The organism is Brevundimonas sp., from assembly GCF_029946145.1.
Lineage (GTDB): Bacteria > Pseudomonadota > Alphaproteobacteria > Caulobacterales > Caulobacteraceae > Brevundimonas.
Genome location: NZ_JAQSDY010000021.1, coordinates 101,426 through 115,824 on the forward strand (window position 1 = coordinate 101,426; position 14,399 = coordinate 115,824).

The 14,399-nt window shown below is 67.9% G+C and carries 16 protein-coding genes; 6 read left to right on the forward strand and 10 right to left on the reverse strand.

The features are described 5' to 3' along the window. Positions 1–96 precede the first annotated feature (96 nt). From sufD to PSV23_RS09100, 7 genes are all read right to left on the reverse strand, one after another. The gene (gene sufD, locus PSV23_RS09070) at positions 97–1,119 is read right to left on the reverse strand and encodes a Fe-S cluster assembly protein SufD (protein WP_300468058.1); all 1,023 of its coding nucleotides are present in this window, start codon (positions 1,117–1,119) and stop codon (positions 97–99) included. Between the two features lie 163 nt (positions 1,120–1,282). After that, a complete protein-coding gene (gene sufC, locus PSV23_RS09075) occupies positions 1,283–2,032 on the reverse strand; it encodes a Fe-S cluster assembly ATPase SufC (protein ID WP_300468060.1) in 750 nt (249 codons plus the stop codon). A 5-nt stretch (positions 2,033–2,037) separates the two neighbouring features. Beyond that, the gene (locus PSV23_RS09080; RefSeq protein WP_300468062.1) at positions 2,038–2,274 is read right to left on the reverse strand and encodes a hypothetical protein; all 237 of its coding nucleotides are present in this window, start codon (positions 2,272–2,274) and stop codon (positions 2,038–2,040) included. Positions 2,275–2,473: 199 nt separating this feature from the next. Next, entirely contained in the window at positions 2,474–2,809 is a 336-nt protein-coding gene (locus tag PSV23_RS09085) for a GIY-YIG nuclease family protein (RefSeq protein WP_300468064.1), read from the reverse strand. Positions 2,810–2,871: 62 nt separating this feature from the next. Further along, positions 2,872–4,338: a Fe-S cluster assembly protein SufB gene (gene sufB / locus PSV23_RS09090; RefSeq protein WP_300468066.1), complete on the reverse strand. Its 1,467-nt coding sequence runs from the start codon at positions 4,336–4,338 to the stop codon at positions 2,872–2,874. Continuing rightward, a complete protein-coding gene (locus PSV23_RS09095; protein WP_300468068.1) occupies positions 4,338–5,477 on the reverse strand; it encodes a cysteine desulfurase family protein in 1,140 nt (379 codons plus the stop codon). Before PSV23_RS09095 ends, sufB begins: the two co-directional genes overlap by 1 nt. Beyond that, on the reverse strand, positions 5,474–5,947 hold the full coding sequence (locus tag PSV23_RS09100; RefSeq protein WP_300468070.1) for an Rrf2 family transcriptional regulator: 474 nt from the start codon (positions 5,945–5,947) through the stop codon (positions 5,474–5,476). The genes PSV23_RS09095 and PSV23_RS09100 overlap by 4 nt, the downstream gene beginning before the upstream one ends. Before the next feature lie 170 nt (positions 5,948–6,117). On the opposite strand from PSV23_RS09100, the gene PSV23_RS09105 reads away from it, so the two are divergent. After that, positions 6,118–6,768, forward strand: a complete 651-nt coding sequence (locus PSV23_RS09105) for an alpha/beta hydrolase (RefSeq protein ID WP_300468072.1) — start codon at positions 6,118–6,120, stop codon at positions 6,766–6,768. A gap of 2 nt (positions 6,769–6,770) precedes the next feature. Continuing rightward, complete coding sequence (locus tag PSV23_RS09110) at positions 6,771–7,580, forward strand: transporter (RefSeq protein WP_300468074.1); 810 nt, start codon at positions 6,771–6,773, stop codon at positions 7,578–7,580. 3 nt (positions 7,581–7,583) lie between these two features. Here the strand turns inward: PSV23_RS09110 and PSV23_RS09115 are convergent, their stop codons facing one another. Beyond that, positions 7,584–8,786, reverse strand: a complete 1,203-nt coding sequence (locus PSV23_RS09115) for a DUF1343 domain-containing protein (RefSeq protein WP_300468077.1) — start codon at positions 8,784–8,786, stop codon at positions 7,584–7,586. Continuing rightward, positions 8,783–9,319, reverse strand: coding sequence for a DOMON-like domain-containing protein (locus tag PSV23_RS09120; RefSeq protein WP_300468079.1), 537 nt, complete (start codon positions 9,317–9,319; stop codon positions 8,783–8,785). The genes PSV23_RS09115 and PSV23_RS09120 overlap by 4 nt, the downstream gene beginning before the upstream one ends. Positions 9,320–9,413: 94 nt before the next feature. Between PSV23_RS09120 and tyrS the strand changes: the two genes are divergently transcribed. The 4 genes from tyrS (at position 9,414) to PSV23_RS09140 (ending at position 13,138) form a co-directional block, all read left to right on the forward strand. Further along, on the forward strand, positions 9,414–10,673 hold the full coding sequence (gene tyrS, locus PSV23_RS09125) for a tyrosine--tRNA ligase (protein ID WP_300468081.1): 1,260 nt from the start codon (positions 9,414–9,416) through the stop codon (positions 10,671–10,673). Between the two features lie 129 nt (positions 10,674–10,802). Next, on the forward strand, positions 10,803–11,267 hold the full coding sequence (locus PSV23_RS09130; RefSeq protein WP_300468083.1) for a peroxiredoxin: 465 nt from the start codon (positions 10,803–10,805) through the stop codon (positions 11,265–11,267). 199 nt (positions 11,268–11,466) lie between these two features. After that, positions 11,467–12,618, forward strand: coding sequence for a M23 family metallopeptidase (locus tag PSV23_RS09135; protein ID WP_300468085.1), 1,152 nt, complete (start codon positions 11,467–11,469; stop codon positions 12,616–12,618). Beyond that, positions 12,602–13,138, forward strand: a complete 537-nt coding sequence (locus PSV23_RS09140) for a polymer-forming cytoskeletal protein (RefSeq protein WP_300468087.1) — start codon at positions 12,602–12,604, stop codon at positions 13,136–13,138. The genes PSV23_RS09135 and PSV23_RS09140 overlap by 17 nt, the downstream gene beginning before the upstream one ends. 129 nt (positions 13,139–13,267) lie before the next feature. Here the strand turns inward: PSV23_RS09140 and prfB are convergent. Further along, positions 13,268–14,390, reverse strand: a protein-coding gene (gene prfB / locus PSV23_RS09145) for a peptide chain release factor 2 (RefSeq protein ID WP_300468089.1) whose coding sequence is annotated in 2 segments (ribosomal slippage) — positions 13,268–14,320 and positions 14,322–14,390 — 1,122 coding nt in all. Because the reading frame shifts where the segments join, the coding sequence is not laid out codon by codon here. Positions 14,391–14,399 lie beyond the last annotated feature (9 nt).

Below are 14,399 nucleotides of genomic sequence, written 5' to 3' on the forward strand. Positions count from 1 at the left end.
CAGTGTCAGACGCGCCGGGCTGAGCGGCGGCTGACACACCTCCACCCCCATCCCCGGCCCTTCCCCCCTCCAGGGGGAAGGGAGACGCTTTGGCGGTCAAAGCCTCGCCTCCAACCACATGCGCGCCACCTCTCTCGCGCCCTCATGCTCGATCCGGTCGACCACCTCGATCAGAAAGGCCTGGGTCAGCAGGGCCCGCGCCTCGTCGGCGGGCAGGCCGCGCTGCTGCATGTAGAACAGGGCGCTCTCGTCCAGATTTCCCACCGTATTGCCATGCGCGCACTGCACGTCGTCAGCGTAGATCTCCAGCTCCGGCTTGGCGTCCACCTCGGCCCGTTCGCCCAGGATCAGGGCATGATGGCCCATCCGCGCATCGGTGCCGTCGGCCCCGCGCTCGACCACGATCTTGCCCTGGAAGACTCCGCGCGCCGTGTCGCGGACGACACCCTTGGTCAGCTGGCTGGTCAGGCCGTTGGCGGCCACATGATCGACCACGGTGGTCAGATCCGCCTGCCGCTCGCCCGACAGGACATAGACCCCGTCCAGCCGCACCTCGGCGCCCTGCGCGCGATGCGTCAGCTGCGTCTCCTGACGTTGCAGCTTGGCGCCGGTCGTCAGGATCGTCTGGCGATAGATCCCGCCCGCCTCGACCTTCACCAGCGCCTGGGTGATCGAGATGGCGTCCGCCGGCTCGTCGGTCAGCACCAGCCGGGTCACCTCGGCGCCGCGCGCCACGTCCAGCTCCAGCCGGTTGTGCGCGACCCAGGCCGAGCCGTGGCCCTCGTGGGTCTCAAGCAGCAGCAGCTTCGCCCCCGCCCGCACCGAGATGCGCGCTGTCAGGGCGTGCCCCGTCCCCTCCGCCCGCGAGATCAGGCGCAGCCGCACGGTCTTCTCACCGGAGACCATCAGCTGGGTCTCGCCCACCGCGCGCCCATTGACGAACACCATCGCCTCGCCGCCCAGCGCCTCGAACGGCCCACCCCCCACCAGCGGCACCGTCGCCGACGGCGAAGGCGCGGGCGCCTCGCGCAGATGACGGCGCAGGTCCGAATATTTCCACGCCTCGACGCGGCGGGTCGGGAAGGATGAGGGGTCGCGCAGGTCGATGGCCAAACTCATGCCCTTCTCCCCTTGCGGGAGAGGGTGGCAGCCGAAGGCTGACGGATGAGGGGTCGCACTGCTCTGTCCGGAATGATCGGGGAAGAGGACTCGGCGCCGCCTGCGCGACCCCTCATCCGACCCGCTGCGCGGGCCACCTTCTCCCGCAAGGGGAGAAGGGTCATCAAGCGGCTTCCGGCAGATACTTGTCGTACCCTTCCGCCTCCAGCTGATGCGCCAGTTCCGGCCCGCCGGACGCCACGATCCGCCCGCCGGCCAGCACATGCACCCGGTCCGGTTTGATGTAGTCCAGCAGCCGCTGATAGTGGGTGATGACCAGCATGGCGCGGTCGGGACTGCGCAGGGCGTTGACCCCCTCGGCCACGATCCTCAGGGCGTCGATGTCGAGGCCCGAATCCGTCTCGTCGAGGATCAGCAGCGACGGCTCCAGCAGGGCCATCTGCAGGATCTCCATCCGCTTCTTCTCGCCGCCCGAGAAGCCGACGTTCAGCGGCCGCTTGAGCATGTCGAAGTCCATCTTCAGCGACGTCGCCGCCGCCTTGACCAGCTTCAGGAAGGCGGGGGCCGACACCTCCTCCTCGCCGCGCGCCCGCTTCTGGGCGTTCAGCGCCGTGCGCACGAAGGTCAGGGCCGGGACGCCGGGAATCTCGATCGGATACTGGAACGACAGGAACACGCCCTTCGCCGCGCGCTCGGCCGGCTCGAGGGCCAGCAGGTCCTCGCCCTTCCACGACACGGCGCCCTCGGTCGCCTCATAGCCGGGCCGACCGGCCACAGCGTAGCCCAGCGTCGACTTGCCGGCCCCGTTCGGCCCCATGATGGCGTGCACCTCGCCCGCCGGAACGTCGAGCGTCAGCCCCTTGAGGATCGGCTTGTCGCCGACGGAAACGTGGAGGTTGGAAATGGAGAGCATTGAATTCACAGGTCTGACCTCGTCGAAACGAAGCCGTTGTAGATAAGGATGAAGACGACCAGAGCGCCGAGAACGATCTGACCGGCCAACCACTGGCCCGAAGTCAGAAGGACCATGCCCAGTCCGCCGAATGCGAGAAAACCGACCATTCCGGCAAGGGCGTACCGCCTGGCCTTGGGGCCGCGTGGGTAGAAATGGCCAAACCGGCTCTTTCGGAAAAAGCGTTCGTGGAAACTGCTCACCCCACGCTCCCTTCCAGACACATCGCCACCCTAAATTCCGTCATCCTCGGGCTTGTCCCGAGGACCCATTTGTCAGCATGCGCGAACCGCAAGTCAGTGCTCGCGGACCGGTGCGTCAAACCCGACCAAGCCATGCCGCCGAACGATGGGTCCTCGGGACAAGCCCGAGGATGACGGGAGGTGGGGCGAGGAGCGGACGCTATTCGTCCGTCGGCCCATGCTTCCAAACCGGCGGACGATCCCATTCCAGCGACAGGTCGTCCCAGTGCGGATTGTCCCGTTCGATCAGATTGATCTTCCAGTCGCGCAGATAGCGTTTGATCGCCTTCTCGCGCTTGATCGCGACCGTCATGAACTCGAACGTCTCGAACCAGACCAGCCTCTTCAACCCATACTTGCTGGTGAAACCGGCGAACGTCCCGTCTCGGTGCTGCTGAACCCGCTGATACAGATTGCTGGTCACGCCGACGTACAGCGTGCCGTACGGTCCGTTGGTCATGATGTAGACGGCGATCAGGACTCGCTCTCTGCCCATAAGGTTGAGCTTGCGGCGCCATGGGTCCTCGGGACAAGCCCGAGGATGACGGATTGTGGAGATCAGCCAACGGAGCCCTCCAGCGAAATCGCCACCAGCTTCTGCGCCTCGACGGCGAACTCCATCGGCAGCTTCTGCATCACGTCGCGGACGAAGCCGTTGACCAGCAGGGCCACCGCCTCCTCCTGCGACAGGCCGCGCTGCTGAGCGTAGAACAGCTGGTCGTCACTCAACCGCGTCGTCGTCGCCTCGTGCTCCAGCTGGGCCGAGCCGTTGCGGGCCTCGATATAGGGCACGGTGTGGGAGCCGCAGTCCTTGCCGATCAGCAGGCTGTCGCACTGGGTGAAGTTGCGCACCCCGGTCGCCTTGGGATGCACCGAGACCAGACCGCGATAGGTCGAGTCCGACTTCCCGGCCGAGACCGCCTTGGCGATGATCCGGCTCTTCGAATTCTTGCCCAGATGGATCATCTTGGTGCCGGTGTCGGCCTGCTGATGTCCGTTGGTGATGGCGATCGAATAGAACTCCCCCGAGCTCTCCTCGCCCTTGAGGATGCAGGACGGATATTTCCACGTCACGGCCGAGCCGGTCTCGACCTGGGTCCAGCTGACCTTCGACCGGTCGCCGCGGCAGTCGGCGCGCTTGGTGACGAAATTGTAGATGCCGCCCTTGCCCTCGGCGTCGCCGGGGTACCAGTTCTGCACCGTCGAATATTTGATCTCGGCGTCGTCCAGCGCCACCAGCTCGACCACCGCCGCGTGCAGCTGGTTCTCGTCGCGCATCGGGGCGGTGCAGCCCTCCAGATAGGAGCAATAGCTGCCCTTGTCGGCGATGATCAGGGTGCGTTCAAACTGGCCGGTCTGGCTCGCATTGATGCGGAAATAGGTCGACAGCTCCATCGGGCAGCGCACGCCCGGCGGGATGTAGACGAACGATCCATCGCTGAAGACCGCGCTGTTCAGGGCCGCGAAATAGTTGTCCGAGACCGGCACCACCGAGCCCAGATATTTGCGCACCAGATCAGGATGTTCGCGCAAGGCCTCGGAAATCGGCATGAAGATGATGCCCACCTTGGCCAGCTCGGCCTTGAAGGTGGTGACGACGCTGACACTGTCGAACACCGCGTCCACCGCATAGCGCGGCGCGCCCTCGACGCCCGCCAGCACCTCCTGCTCCTTCAGCGGGATGCCCAGCTTGGCGTAGATGGCGAGGATTTCCGGATCGACCTCGTCCAGCGACTTCAGCCCCGGCTTCTCCTTCGGCGCGGCGTAGTAGAACAGGTCCTGGTAATCGACCGGCGTGTATTTCACCGACGACCAGGTCGGCTCCTCCATCGCCTGCCAGCGCTCATAGGCGGCCAGACGCCATTCCAGCATCCACTCGGGCTCGCCCTTCTTCTCGGAGATGAACCGCACGATGTCGGCGTTCAGCCCGCGCGGGGCGTATTCCGTGTCGATGTCCGAGGTGAAGCCGTGTTCGTACTTCTCCAGCGCGGCGACGGCGTCGATGGTCTTCTGGACAGCAGCCATCAGGCGTCGGCTTTCACGCGTTCGGCGGCCCGCTGGCGCTGTTTGGCGTAGGCCTCGACCCAGGCGGCGGCGAAGCGCTTCCAGTCGTCCTCGACCGTGCCCCAGCCGCCGGAAATGCGGATGCCGCCGGTGGCCATGTCGATCCGTCCCGTGGCCAGGATGGCCCGCGACGGCTTGGTCTTGCCGGACGAACAGGCGCTGCCGGCCGAGACCATCAGACCCATCAGATCGAGGGTGATCAGCTGCTGCGGGCTCTCCCAGTCGGGCACGGCCATGAACAGGGTGTTGGGCAGCCGCTCGGCGCCCTCGCCGATGATGGTCGCCCCGGCCGCCTTGACCACGGCCTCGGCCGCGTCCCGCCAGACGGCGTGGGCCTGGGCGTCGGGCAGGTCACGCGCGGCGCAGACGGCGGCGGCTCCGAAGCCGGTGATTCCCGGCACATTCTCCGTCCCGGCCCGCAGGCCGCGCTCCTGTCCCGCGCCGTGCAGCATCTGGACCGCCTCGCGGCCCTCGCCCATCACCAGGGCCCCGACGCCCTGCGGCCCGCCCAGCTTGTGCGCCGACAGGGTCAGGCTGTCGGCCCGCAGCTCGCGGATATCGACCGGAATCTTGCCCGCCGACTGGATGGCGTCGACATGCAGCCAACCGCCCGCGGCGCGGACCAGTCTCGCCGCCTCGACGATCGGCTGGATGACGCCGCTTTCGTTGTTGGCGTGATGGATGGCCACGACCGCCCGCCCCGGCTGTCCCAGCAGTTGCCGCAGCTTGTTCAGGTCCACGACGCCGCGCGCGTCCACGGGCAACATCCTGACCGGCTTGCCCGACGCCGTCGCCGCCTCGGCCACGCACGGATGCTCGGTCGCGCCCACGATCAGCCGCTCGCAGCCGGCCGCTATGGCGCTCAGGATCGCCTGGGCGTTCGATTCCGTGCCGCCGCTGGAGAACACCACCGAGGACGGATCGGCCCCGACCAGCTCGGCCACCTGCGCCCGCGCGGTCTCGACCCGCGCCCTCGCCCGACGGCCTGCGGCATGCACGGCCGACGGATTGCCGTTGTCAGCCAGAGCCCGGGCCATCACGTCCTGCACCTCGGGACGCACCAGGCCCGAGGCGTTGTAGTCCAGATACACGCCGCTCACGCCGCCACTCCTACTTCCTCGGCGGTCGCGCGACGGCGCGCCCCGGTACGGTTCATCACCACGTCTTCCAGCGATACACCCGCCAGATAGCGATGGATCTCGTCGCCCAGATCCTCCCACAGATTGTGGGTGATGCAGCGCTCGCCGGCCATCATGCAGCCCTTGGGCGCCGAATGGCCGATGCAGCGCGTGGCGCGGATGGGCTCGTCGACCGCCAGCACGATCTCCGCGACCACCGTCTCGTTCGCCCCCTTGGCCAGCCGATAGCCGCCGCCCGGGCCCCGCACGCTCTGCACCAGACCGCTCTTCCGCAGCCGCGCGAACAGCTGTTCCAGATAGCTCAGCGAAATCTCCTGACGCGTCGCGATCTCGGCCAGGGACACGGCCCGGACCACGCCGTCGGCCTGCCCGTTCTTGGCCAGATCGGCCATCGCCATCACGGCGTATCGTCCCTTGGTCGACAGACGCATCGCGCACCTTCAAAAATCGCGCGCTTTTCGAGGGTCCTGTGCTAGAACCCGCGCCTTCGCAAAGGCGTCGGCGCGCAGGCTGGACTTAGAAAGTCCTACCGCTGCGGTCAAGTATTACGCAGCTGCGAAACGACAGTTGAACACGGAATTCCCCAAAGCGTTGGACCCATATGCCTGAAGTCATCCTGCCCGGCGCCTCTGGCCGTATCGAAGGCCGCTACTCCCCGGGCAAGCGCCCGAACGCGCCGATCGCGCTGATCCTGCATCCGCACCCCAAGGCGAACGGGCATATGAACAACCCGGTCACCGTGACCCTGTACCAGCTGTTCCAGAAGCGCGGCTTCGCGACGCTGCGATACAACAGCCGCGGCGTGGGCAAGTCGCAGGGCGAGTTTGACAGCGGCATCGGCGAGCTGGCCGACGCGGCCACGGCCCTCGACTGGCTCCAGTCCAACAACCCGGGCGCCTCCCAGACCTGGGTCGCCGGCTATCAGTTCGGCGCCTATATCGGCATGCAGCTGTTGATGCGGCGCCCCGAGACGGACGGCTTCATCTCGGTCTCGCCGCCCTCGAACATGTACGATTTCAGCTTCCTGGCCCCCTGCCCCGCCTCGGGCCTGTTCCTGCACGGCACCGCCGACACCGTCGTCCCGCCGGTCGAGGTCGAGCGCGTGGTCAACAAGCTGCGCACCCAGAAGGGCATCATCATCGACTATGAGCTCGAAGAGGGCGCGACCCACTTCTGGCAGGACCACATCGACGCCGTCGAACGCCGTGTCGGCGCCTATCTGGACAAGCGCCTGGCCGAAAAACCGGCCTGATCATGCGTCGGGTCGCCCTGATCGCCGCCCTGACGTTGTCTGGCGCGCCGGCGCTGGCGCAGAGTCCCGCGCTGGAACGTGAGTTCTGCGCGGCCCGTCCCGGCAAGGGCACGCCCACCTGCATTCTCGACCAGGGCCGCTGGCAGCTGGAGCTCGGCCTGGTCGACTTCGCCCGCCGGCGCGATGATCAGACACGGACCACCGACTGGGCCGCCGGAGATATCTTCATCCGGCACGGCGTCTCTCCGACCACGGAAATCCAGTTCGGCGTCACCGCCTACAATCGCCAGTCCGCGACCGACCGGACCAGCGGCGTCTCCGACGTCGTCGAAGGGGTCGGCGACATCACCCTCGGCATAGCCCATTCGCTGGCCAACCCGGACGGTTCGGGCCTCTCGGTGGCCTTGGCCGCCTATGTGACCGCCCCCACGGGTTCGCGCGCCTTTCGCGCGGACGGGGTTGAGGGCGGCGTCATCCTGCCGGTCTCAGTGCCGCTGAACGATGACTGGAGTCTCGGTCTGTCGCCAGGCGTCGATGTGGTCGCCGATAGCGACGGCGACGGTCGTCACGCGGCCTATGCGATGGCCGCGGGCGTCGGCCGCATGGTTGGCGACTGGGCCCTGGGGGTCGAGCTGTGGGCCAGCCGCGACGAAGACCCCCTGGCCCCCTCGACCCAGGCGACCTTCGACCTGACCGCAGTGTGGTCGCCCCCTCGCATGGCCGACACCCAGCTGGATTTCGGACTCAATTTCGGCCTCAATGAGGACAGCCCGGACGTCGAGATCGGGATCGGTCTGGCGCGGCGCTTCTGACGATCAGTAGAGCAGGAACGGCTTCCGCAGTTCCACCCACGCCGCCTCGTCCGGCCCGGCCAGGGCCTCGAGATCGGCCGGCGTCGCCGCCAGATCGTCGACCCATTGCCGCAGGCCCGGCCCGCCGTTGATCACGTCGATGGCCAGCTTGTCGAAGACGTATTCGTACGGGAAGTCCCGCCACAGGGCGTAGTCCGGATACAGCCGCCGGATCGCCTTGAACCCCAGCGCCTGCAGCCGCCACGGCCGGAACGCCGCGTGGTCATAGGCCGGGTCGTCGACGTGGATCTGCAGCCCGTTGCACAAGGCTCCGACGTGCTTGTGGAATGTCGGCTCGAACCAGCAGTCGCGCAGCCGGCAGCCGTCCAGCCATTCCGGCGCGAACGCCTGCATCTCCGCGATCACGGCCCGCGCGTCGATGTCCGGCGCCCCGAACAGCTCCAGGGGCCGCGTCGTGCCGCGTCCCTCGGACAGGGTCGTGCCCTCCAGCATCACCGTCCCGGCATAGGCCCGCGCCATCGACAGGTTCGCCGCATTGGGGCTCGGATTGATCCAGCTGCGCTCCCCGCTCGGCCAGCCGAAGCCCGGCCCCTGCCCGGGCGCCCAGCCCTGCATCTCGATGACGCGGTAGTCCACGTCCAGCCTGAAGTGATCGATGAACCAGCGGCCCATCTCGCCCAGGGTCATGCCGTGCCGCATCGGCATCGGCCCGGCCCCGACGAAACTCTCCCAGCCGGGCAGCAGGGTCGTCCCCTCGACCGGTCGTCCGGCCGGGTTGGGGCGGTCCAGCACCCACACCGCCTTGCCGTGCTTCGCGGACTCCTCGAGCACATAGAGCAGGGTCGTCACGAAGGTGTAGATGCGGCAGCCCAGGTCCTGCATGTCGACCAGCAGGACGTCGAACGTCTGCATCGACGCCGCCGTCGGCCGGCGCGCCTCGCCATACAGGCTGAACACCGGAATGCCGTGCCGCGGATCGGTGAAGTCCGGCGACTCCATCATATTGTCCTGCAGGTCGCCGCGCATGCCGTGCTGGGGCCCGAACGCCGCCGTGACGTTCAGGTCGTCGCACGCCATCAGCGCGTCCAGCGAATGCGTCAGGTCCGCCGTCACCGACGCCGGATGCCCCAGCAGGGCGACCCTGCGCCCCTTCAGCGCCGCCCGCAGATCGGGCTCGGACAGCAGGCGGTCGATGCCGAATTTCATGCGGGCTCCACGGCGGGCAGGTCGAGGGCGAAAGCGTCGGAATGGTGGAAGTCCGGTTGCCCGGTCGCATGGGCCAGCGCCCACCAGGCCTTGCCGCCGTCCGCGTCCTCGATGACAGCCGAAAGCCCGAGTCGCCAGTCGGACCGGGCCAGTTCCGGCGCGCCGCCGAGGTCGATCAGCGCCTCGAGTTCATGGCGCTCGGGATACGAACGACTCTCGATCCGCGGCGATGGCATGTCGAGGTTCTCCATTCCCTCGCGATAGGCGTCGAATCGATAGGCCGCCCACCGCGTCGATGGCGACAGGTTGATCTCGCAATAGGCCTCGCCCGTCGGCGTCCGGATGAAGGCCTCCAGGCAGGTATGCCGCCACAGGTGATCGACCCGGGCGGACTCCGCCATAGGCGGCAGCTTCAGTTCGTCCGCCGGCGCATGGATCACATACAGCAGGGCCAGCCGCCCGTGCTGCGGGCGCCAGGCCGTGACCTCGACCCGCGACGCCGCCTCGCCCGCGGAGTCCGCGTGGCGCAGCAAAGACCGTCGCTGTCCGGATGCTCCGGCGGTTCGCGCTTCCATACGCCCGTGCTACACGCCCCTTCCCTCCCAAGCCAAGCCCGATCCCCCGCCCATGACCGCCGAGCCCGCCTTCCAGTCCGACTTCCTGAAAACCCTTCAGGCGCGCGGCTACATCCATCAGATCACCCACCCGGCCGAGCTCGACGCCGCCGCGGCGAGTGGCGTGGTCACCGGCTACATCGGCTTCGACGCCACGGCGCCCTCGCTGCACGTCGGCAGCCTGATCCAGATCATGATGCTGCGACGGCTCCAGCAGGCGGGCCACAAGCCCATCGTCCTGATGGGCGGCGGCACCACCAAGGTCGGGGACCCCACCGGCAAGGACGCCTCGCGCCCCCAGCTGACCGACGAGACCATCCAGTCGAACATCGCCTCGATCCGCACAGTGTTCGAGAAATTCCTCACCTTCGGCGACGGCCCGACCGACGCGATCATGCTCGACAACGACCAGTGGCTGTCGGGCTACGGCTACATCCAGTTCCTGCGCGACTACGGCACGCATTTCACCATCAACCGGATGCTGGCCTTCGACTCGGTCAAGCTGCGGCTGGAACGCGAACAGCCGATGACCTTCCTCGAGTTCAACTACATGCTGATGCAGTCGGTGGACTTCCTCGAGCTCAACCGCGCCCGGAACTGCACCCTGCAGATGGGCGGCTCGGACCAGTGGGGCAACATCGTCTCGGGCGTCGATCTGGTGCGCCGCGTCGACCACAAGGCCGCCTTCGGCCTGACCACGCCCCTGCTGACCACCGCCTCGGGCGGCAAGATGGGCAAGACGGCCCAGGGCGCGGTCTGGCTGAATGCGGAACAGCTGAGCCCGTATGACTACTGGCAGTTCTGGCGCAACGTCGACGACGCCGACGTGGGCAAATTCCTGCGCCTGTTCACCGACCTGCCGCTGGGCGAGATCGCCCGGCTCGAGACCCTTGAGGGCGCCGGCATCAACGACGCCAAGAAGACCCTGGCCGACGCCGCCACGACGATGCTGCACGGCGCGGATGCCGCCGCCCACGCCCGCGGCGCGGCCGAGGCCGCCTTCGAACAGGGCAGGCTGTCCGTCGACCTGCCCACAGTGGAATTGCCGCGCGACGAGGTCATCGGCGCCATGATCGCCGCCGTCACGACGAAAGCCGGTCTGACCGCCTCCAACGGCGAGGCCCGCCGCCTCGCCCAGGGCGGCGGTCTGCGTCTCAACGACGAAGCCATCGCCGACGGCGCCCGCCTGATCGAGGCCGGCGACGTCAACGCGGACGGGGTCCTCAAGCTGGCCGCCGGTAAGAAGAAGATCGTGCTGGTGCGCCCGGTCTGACCCCATCCGCCGTCACCCTCAGGCTTGACCCGAGGGCCGGACCATCCATCGCTCGTGCGAAAACGGCGTCGCACCAGCGGTCCCACATCCGATCCTCGGGTCAAGCCCGAGGATGACGGGAGGAATGAGTTGGAAATCACCGAAGGCCTGCCGGCCCCCGCATTCGACATGGCCGCGGACGGCGGCGGCCGCGCATCCCTCGCCGCCCTCAAGGGCCAGACCGTCGTCCTGTTCTTCTACCCCAAGGCCGACACTCCGGCCTGCACCACCGAGAGCCAGGACTTCTCGGCCCTGATCGACGACTTCGCCGGCGCCGGCGCCGTGGTCATCGGCGTCTCGCGCGACCCCGTGAAGAAGCTTGACCGCTTCAAGGCCAAACACGACCTCAAGGTCATCCTCGCCTCCGACGAGCCCGAGGACGTGACCAACGCCTGGGGCGTCTGGGTGCAGAAGAAGCTCTACGGCCGCGAATACATGGGCATCGAACGCGCCACCTTCCTGATCGACGGCGACGGCGTCGTCCGCCGGGTCTGGCGCAAGGTTTCAGTCAAGGGCCACGCAGCTGAAGTTCTTGCGACCGTGAAATCGCTCTGACCACGGACTGTTCTCTACAACCAGAGATGTAATTGTCGTTTCAAAGATTCGCGCACTCGCCTGACAGGCGAGTTTTGAGCTCGAATACGGTCTTCGTTCGCCCGAACACGCTTGATCGTGGTTAACAAGGCGTGAAGAGACTTGTCCCCGGGGCGCTACCTGGCGCATATACCCCGCTCGTACGTGGGGGCGTTGCGTGATGACCGAACACGAGCCGACCAACAGGCGGTCTCTGATCGGAAAGTGGTTTCCGACCCGATACCTGTATCTGCGTGACGGCGACGCCGTTCGCGCCTGGGCGCTGACGCCGGGCAAACAGGTCCTGGCCGCCGCGGCGGCCCTCCTGATCGGCGGCTGGACCATGGCCGCCTCGGGCAGCCTGATCTTCGACATGGTGGCGCAGAGCCAGTCCGACCGCACCGTGGCCCGCGCCCGCGCCGCGTCCGAACGGATGAACGCCGACCTGCAGGCCCGTCTTGACAGCGCGGTCGTGCGCATGACCGCCACCACCGGATCGCTCGACGAGATGGCGCAGATGGTCGAGCGCCGTCACGCCGCCCTGACCCAGGTCATGGGCATGTTCCGCGGCGTCGAGGGCGCCCAGGCGGCCCTGCGGCCGGCGATCGCGCCCGATCCGGCCCGCACCTCTCCCGTCCAGCGCATGATCGCCGTCCGCATGGACCAGGAGCGGCTGATCGCGCGCGCCGAAAGCGAGGCCCACACGCGGGCCGAACGCCTGCGCCTCGCCTTCCGGCTGGCCGGACTGAACCCCGCCGCCTACGCCCCGCACGACACGGCCCTGGGCGGCCCGCTGGTGGAAGCCCGCGATCCCCGCGCCCTCGCCGCCGTGCTGGACGTGGACGAAGCCTTCGCGGTTCGCATCCGTCACGCCGCCGACAATCTTTCGGAGATGCGGACCCTGGCCAATGCGGCCGAGGGCATGCCCTTCCGCCGCCCGACCCAGGCGCGCACCACCTCCGGCTTCGGCGTCCGGTTCGACCCCTTCAACGGCCGCCCCGCCCTGCATCAGGGGCAGGATTTCGCGGCCCCGCTGAATACCCCGATCCACGCCCCGGCTCCCGGAATCGTGTCTTTTGTCGGCGTGCGTTCAGGGTATGGCAACACCGTTGAGATAGATCATGGACGCGGTTTCAAGACGCGCTACGCTCATCTGAACGCCACGGCGGTCACGCCCGGACAGCGTATCGCGCTGGGCCAGCGCGTCGGCGCCATGGGAACCACAGGACGCTCCACCGGCGTCCACCTGCACTACGAAGTGTGGATGGACGGCCGCCCGCAAAACCCCGCCCGCTTCATGAGAGCCGGAGATCAACTTGTTCAACAAGACTAAGTCCCCCGTCCCACCGCCCCAGCCGCGCGCCAACAGCGGCTCGGCCATTCCGCCCCTGCCCGACCTGCCGACGCCCGGCGGCCCGGCCGCTGCGCCGCGTTCCGCCTCGCCGGCTCCGGCCAGCCAGCGCGGGCTGTCGACCCTGTCGTCGGACCTCCAGTTCGACGGCAACATTTCGGGCGGCGGCGATCTCCAGATCGACGGCGCCATCAAGGGCGACGTCCGCGTCGGCCGCCTGATCGTCGGCGAGACCGGCGCGGTCGAGGGCAATGTCTCGGGCGACTATGTCGAGATCCGGGGCCGCGTCGTCGGCGCCATCTCGGGCAAGCAGGTCAAGCTGATCGCCACGGCCTATGTCGACGGCGACATCACCGCCGAACAGATGTCGATCGACATCGGCGCCTATTTCCAGGGCCGCGTCCTGCAGGGCCGCCGCGAAGCGCCCGCGCCGACCGCGCCGCCCCGCCCGGCCGCGCCTGAGGCGGCGCCGCAGATCATCGACATGAAGCCGGGGGCGTAACAAACGCCTCTCCCTCCCCTTCATGGGGAGGGATGTCGACGCGAAGCGGCGACAGGGTGGGGTGCATCAGGCATTCCCCACCCGGTCGCTTCGCGACCACCCTCCCCACTTCGGGGGAGGGAGACCATCCTAATCCACCGTCGAGCCGCGCGTCTCGCCGACTCGCGCCGCCAGCGCTGCGCCCATGAAGGCGTCCAGGTCGCCGTCCAGAACCCCTTGCGTGTCCGATGTCTCGACGTTGGTCCGCAGATCCTTGACCATCTGGTAGGGCTGCAGGACGTAGGATCGGATCTGGTGACCCCAGCCGATGTCGGTCTTGGCGTCGGCCACGGCCTGCGCCGCCGCCTCGCGCCGCTGCAGCTCCAGCTCGTACAGACGGGCCCGCAGCATCTTCCACGCCTGTTCGCGGTTCTGGTGCTGCGACCGGCCGGCCTGACAGGCCACCACGGTGTTGGTCGGGATGTGCGTCAGACGCACAGCCGAGTCGGTCTTGTTGATGTGCTGCCCGCCCGAGCCCGAGGCGCGATAGGTGTCGGTGCGCACGTCGGACGGATTGATGTCGATCTCGATGGCGTCATCCACCACCGGCGAGACTCCGATCGAGGCGAACGAGGTATGCCGCTTGGCCGCCGCGTCAAAGGGGCTGATGCGCACCAGCCGGTGCACGCCCGATTCCGACTTCAGCCAGCCGTAGGCGTTGGGCCCGGTGATCAGGATGGTGGCCGACTTGATGCCGGCCTGTTCGCCCGATTCCTCGGCCTCAAGCTCGACCTCGTAGCCGTGCGCCCTGGCCCAGCGCGAATACATGCGCAGCAGCATCCCGGCCCAGTCGCAGGACTCGGTCCCGCCGGCGCCGGAGTTCACTTCCAGATAGGCGTCGTTGCCGTCGGCCTCGCCCGACAGCAGGGCCTCCAGTTCGGCGCGCCCGGCCCGGTCCTTGATCGCCTTCAGCTGCGCGCGCGCCTCCTCCAGCGTCGCCTCGTCGCCTTCCTCGTCAGCCATTTCGGAGAGCATGACCCCCTCCTCCAGCCCGGTTTCCATCTGGCGGACGGTGTTGATCTGGGCCTCGAGGCGCGAGCGGTCGCGCGACACGGCCTGGGCCGCCTCGGGGTCGTTCCACAGCGTCGGGTCCTCGACCCGCGCGTTCAGCTCATCGAGTTTTCGAAGCGCGACATCCCAGTCAAAGACGCCTCCTGAGCAGAGCGATGCTCTGCTCGATGTCGGCCTTCATGGCCTCGACATCCGGTCTCATCGCGAACTC

Bases quoted from the DNA above. Each gene is read 5' to 3' on its own strand.
- PSV23_RS09105 (WP_300468072.1), top strand. From the start codon at position 6,118: ATGCCTGAAGTCATCCTGCCCGGCGCCTCTGGCCGTATCGAAGGCCGC.
- sufB (WP_300468066.1), bottom strand. From the start codon at position 4,338: ATGGCTGCTGTCCAGAAGACCATCGACGCCGTCGCCGCGCTGGAGAAG.
- PSV23_RS09115 (WP_300468077.1), bottom strand. From the start codon at position 8,786: ATGAAATTCGGCATCGACCGCCTGCTGTCCGAGCCCGATCTGCGGGCG.
- tyrS (WP_300468081.1), top strand. From the start codon at position 9,414: ATGACCGCCGAGCCCGCCTTCCAGTCCGACTTCCTGAAAACCCTTCAG.
- sufD (WP_300468058.1), bottom strand. From the start codon at position 1,119: ATGAGTTTGGCCATCGACCTGCGCGACCCCTCATCCTTCCCGACCCGC.
- PSV23_RS09110 (WP_300468074.1), top strand. From the start codon at position 6,771: ATGCGTCGGGTCGCCCTGATCGCCGCCCTGACGTTGTCTGGCGCGCCG.
- PSV23_RS09085 (WP_300468064.1), bottom strand. From the start codon at position 2,809: ATGGGCAGAGAGCGAGTCCTGATCGCCGTCTACATCATGACCAACGGA.
- PSV23_RS09100 (WP_300468070.1), bottom strand. From the start codon at position 5,947: ATGCGTCTGTCGACCAAGGGACGATACGCCGTGATGGCGATGGCCGAT.
- sufC (WP_300468060.1), bottom strand. From the start codon at position 2,032: ATGCTCTCCATTTCCAACCTCCACGTTTCCGTCGGCGACAAGCCGATC.
- PSV23_RS09135 (WP_300468085.1), top strand. From the start codon at position 11,467: ATGACCGAACACGAGCCGACCAACAGGCGGTCTCTGATCGGAAAGTGG.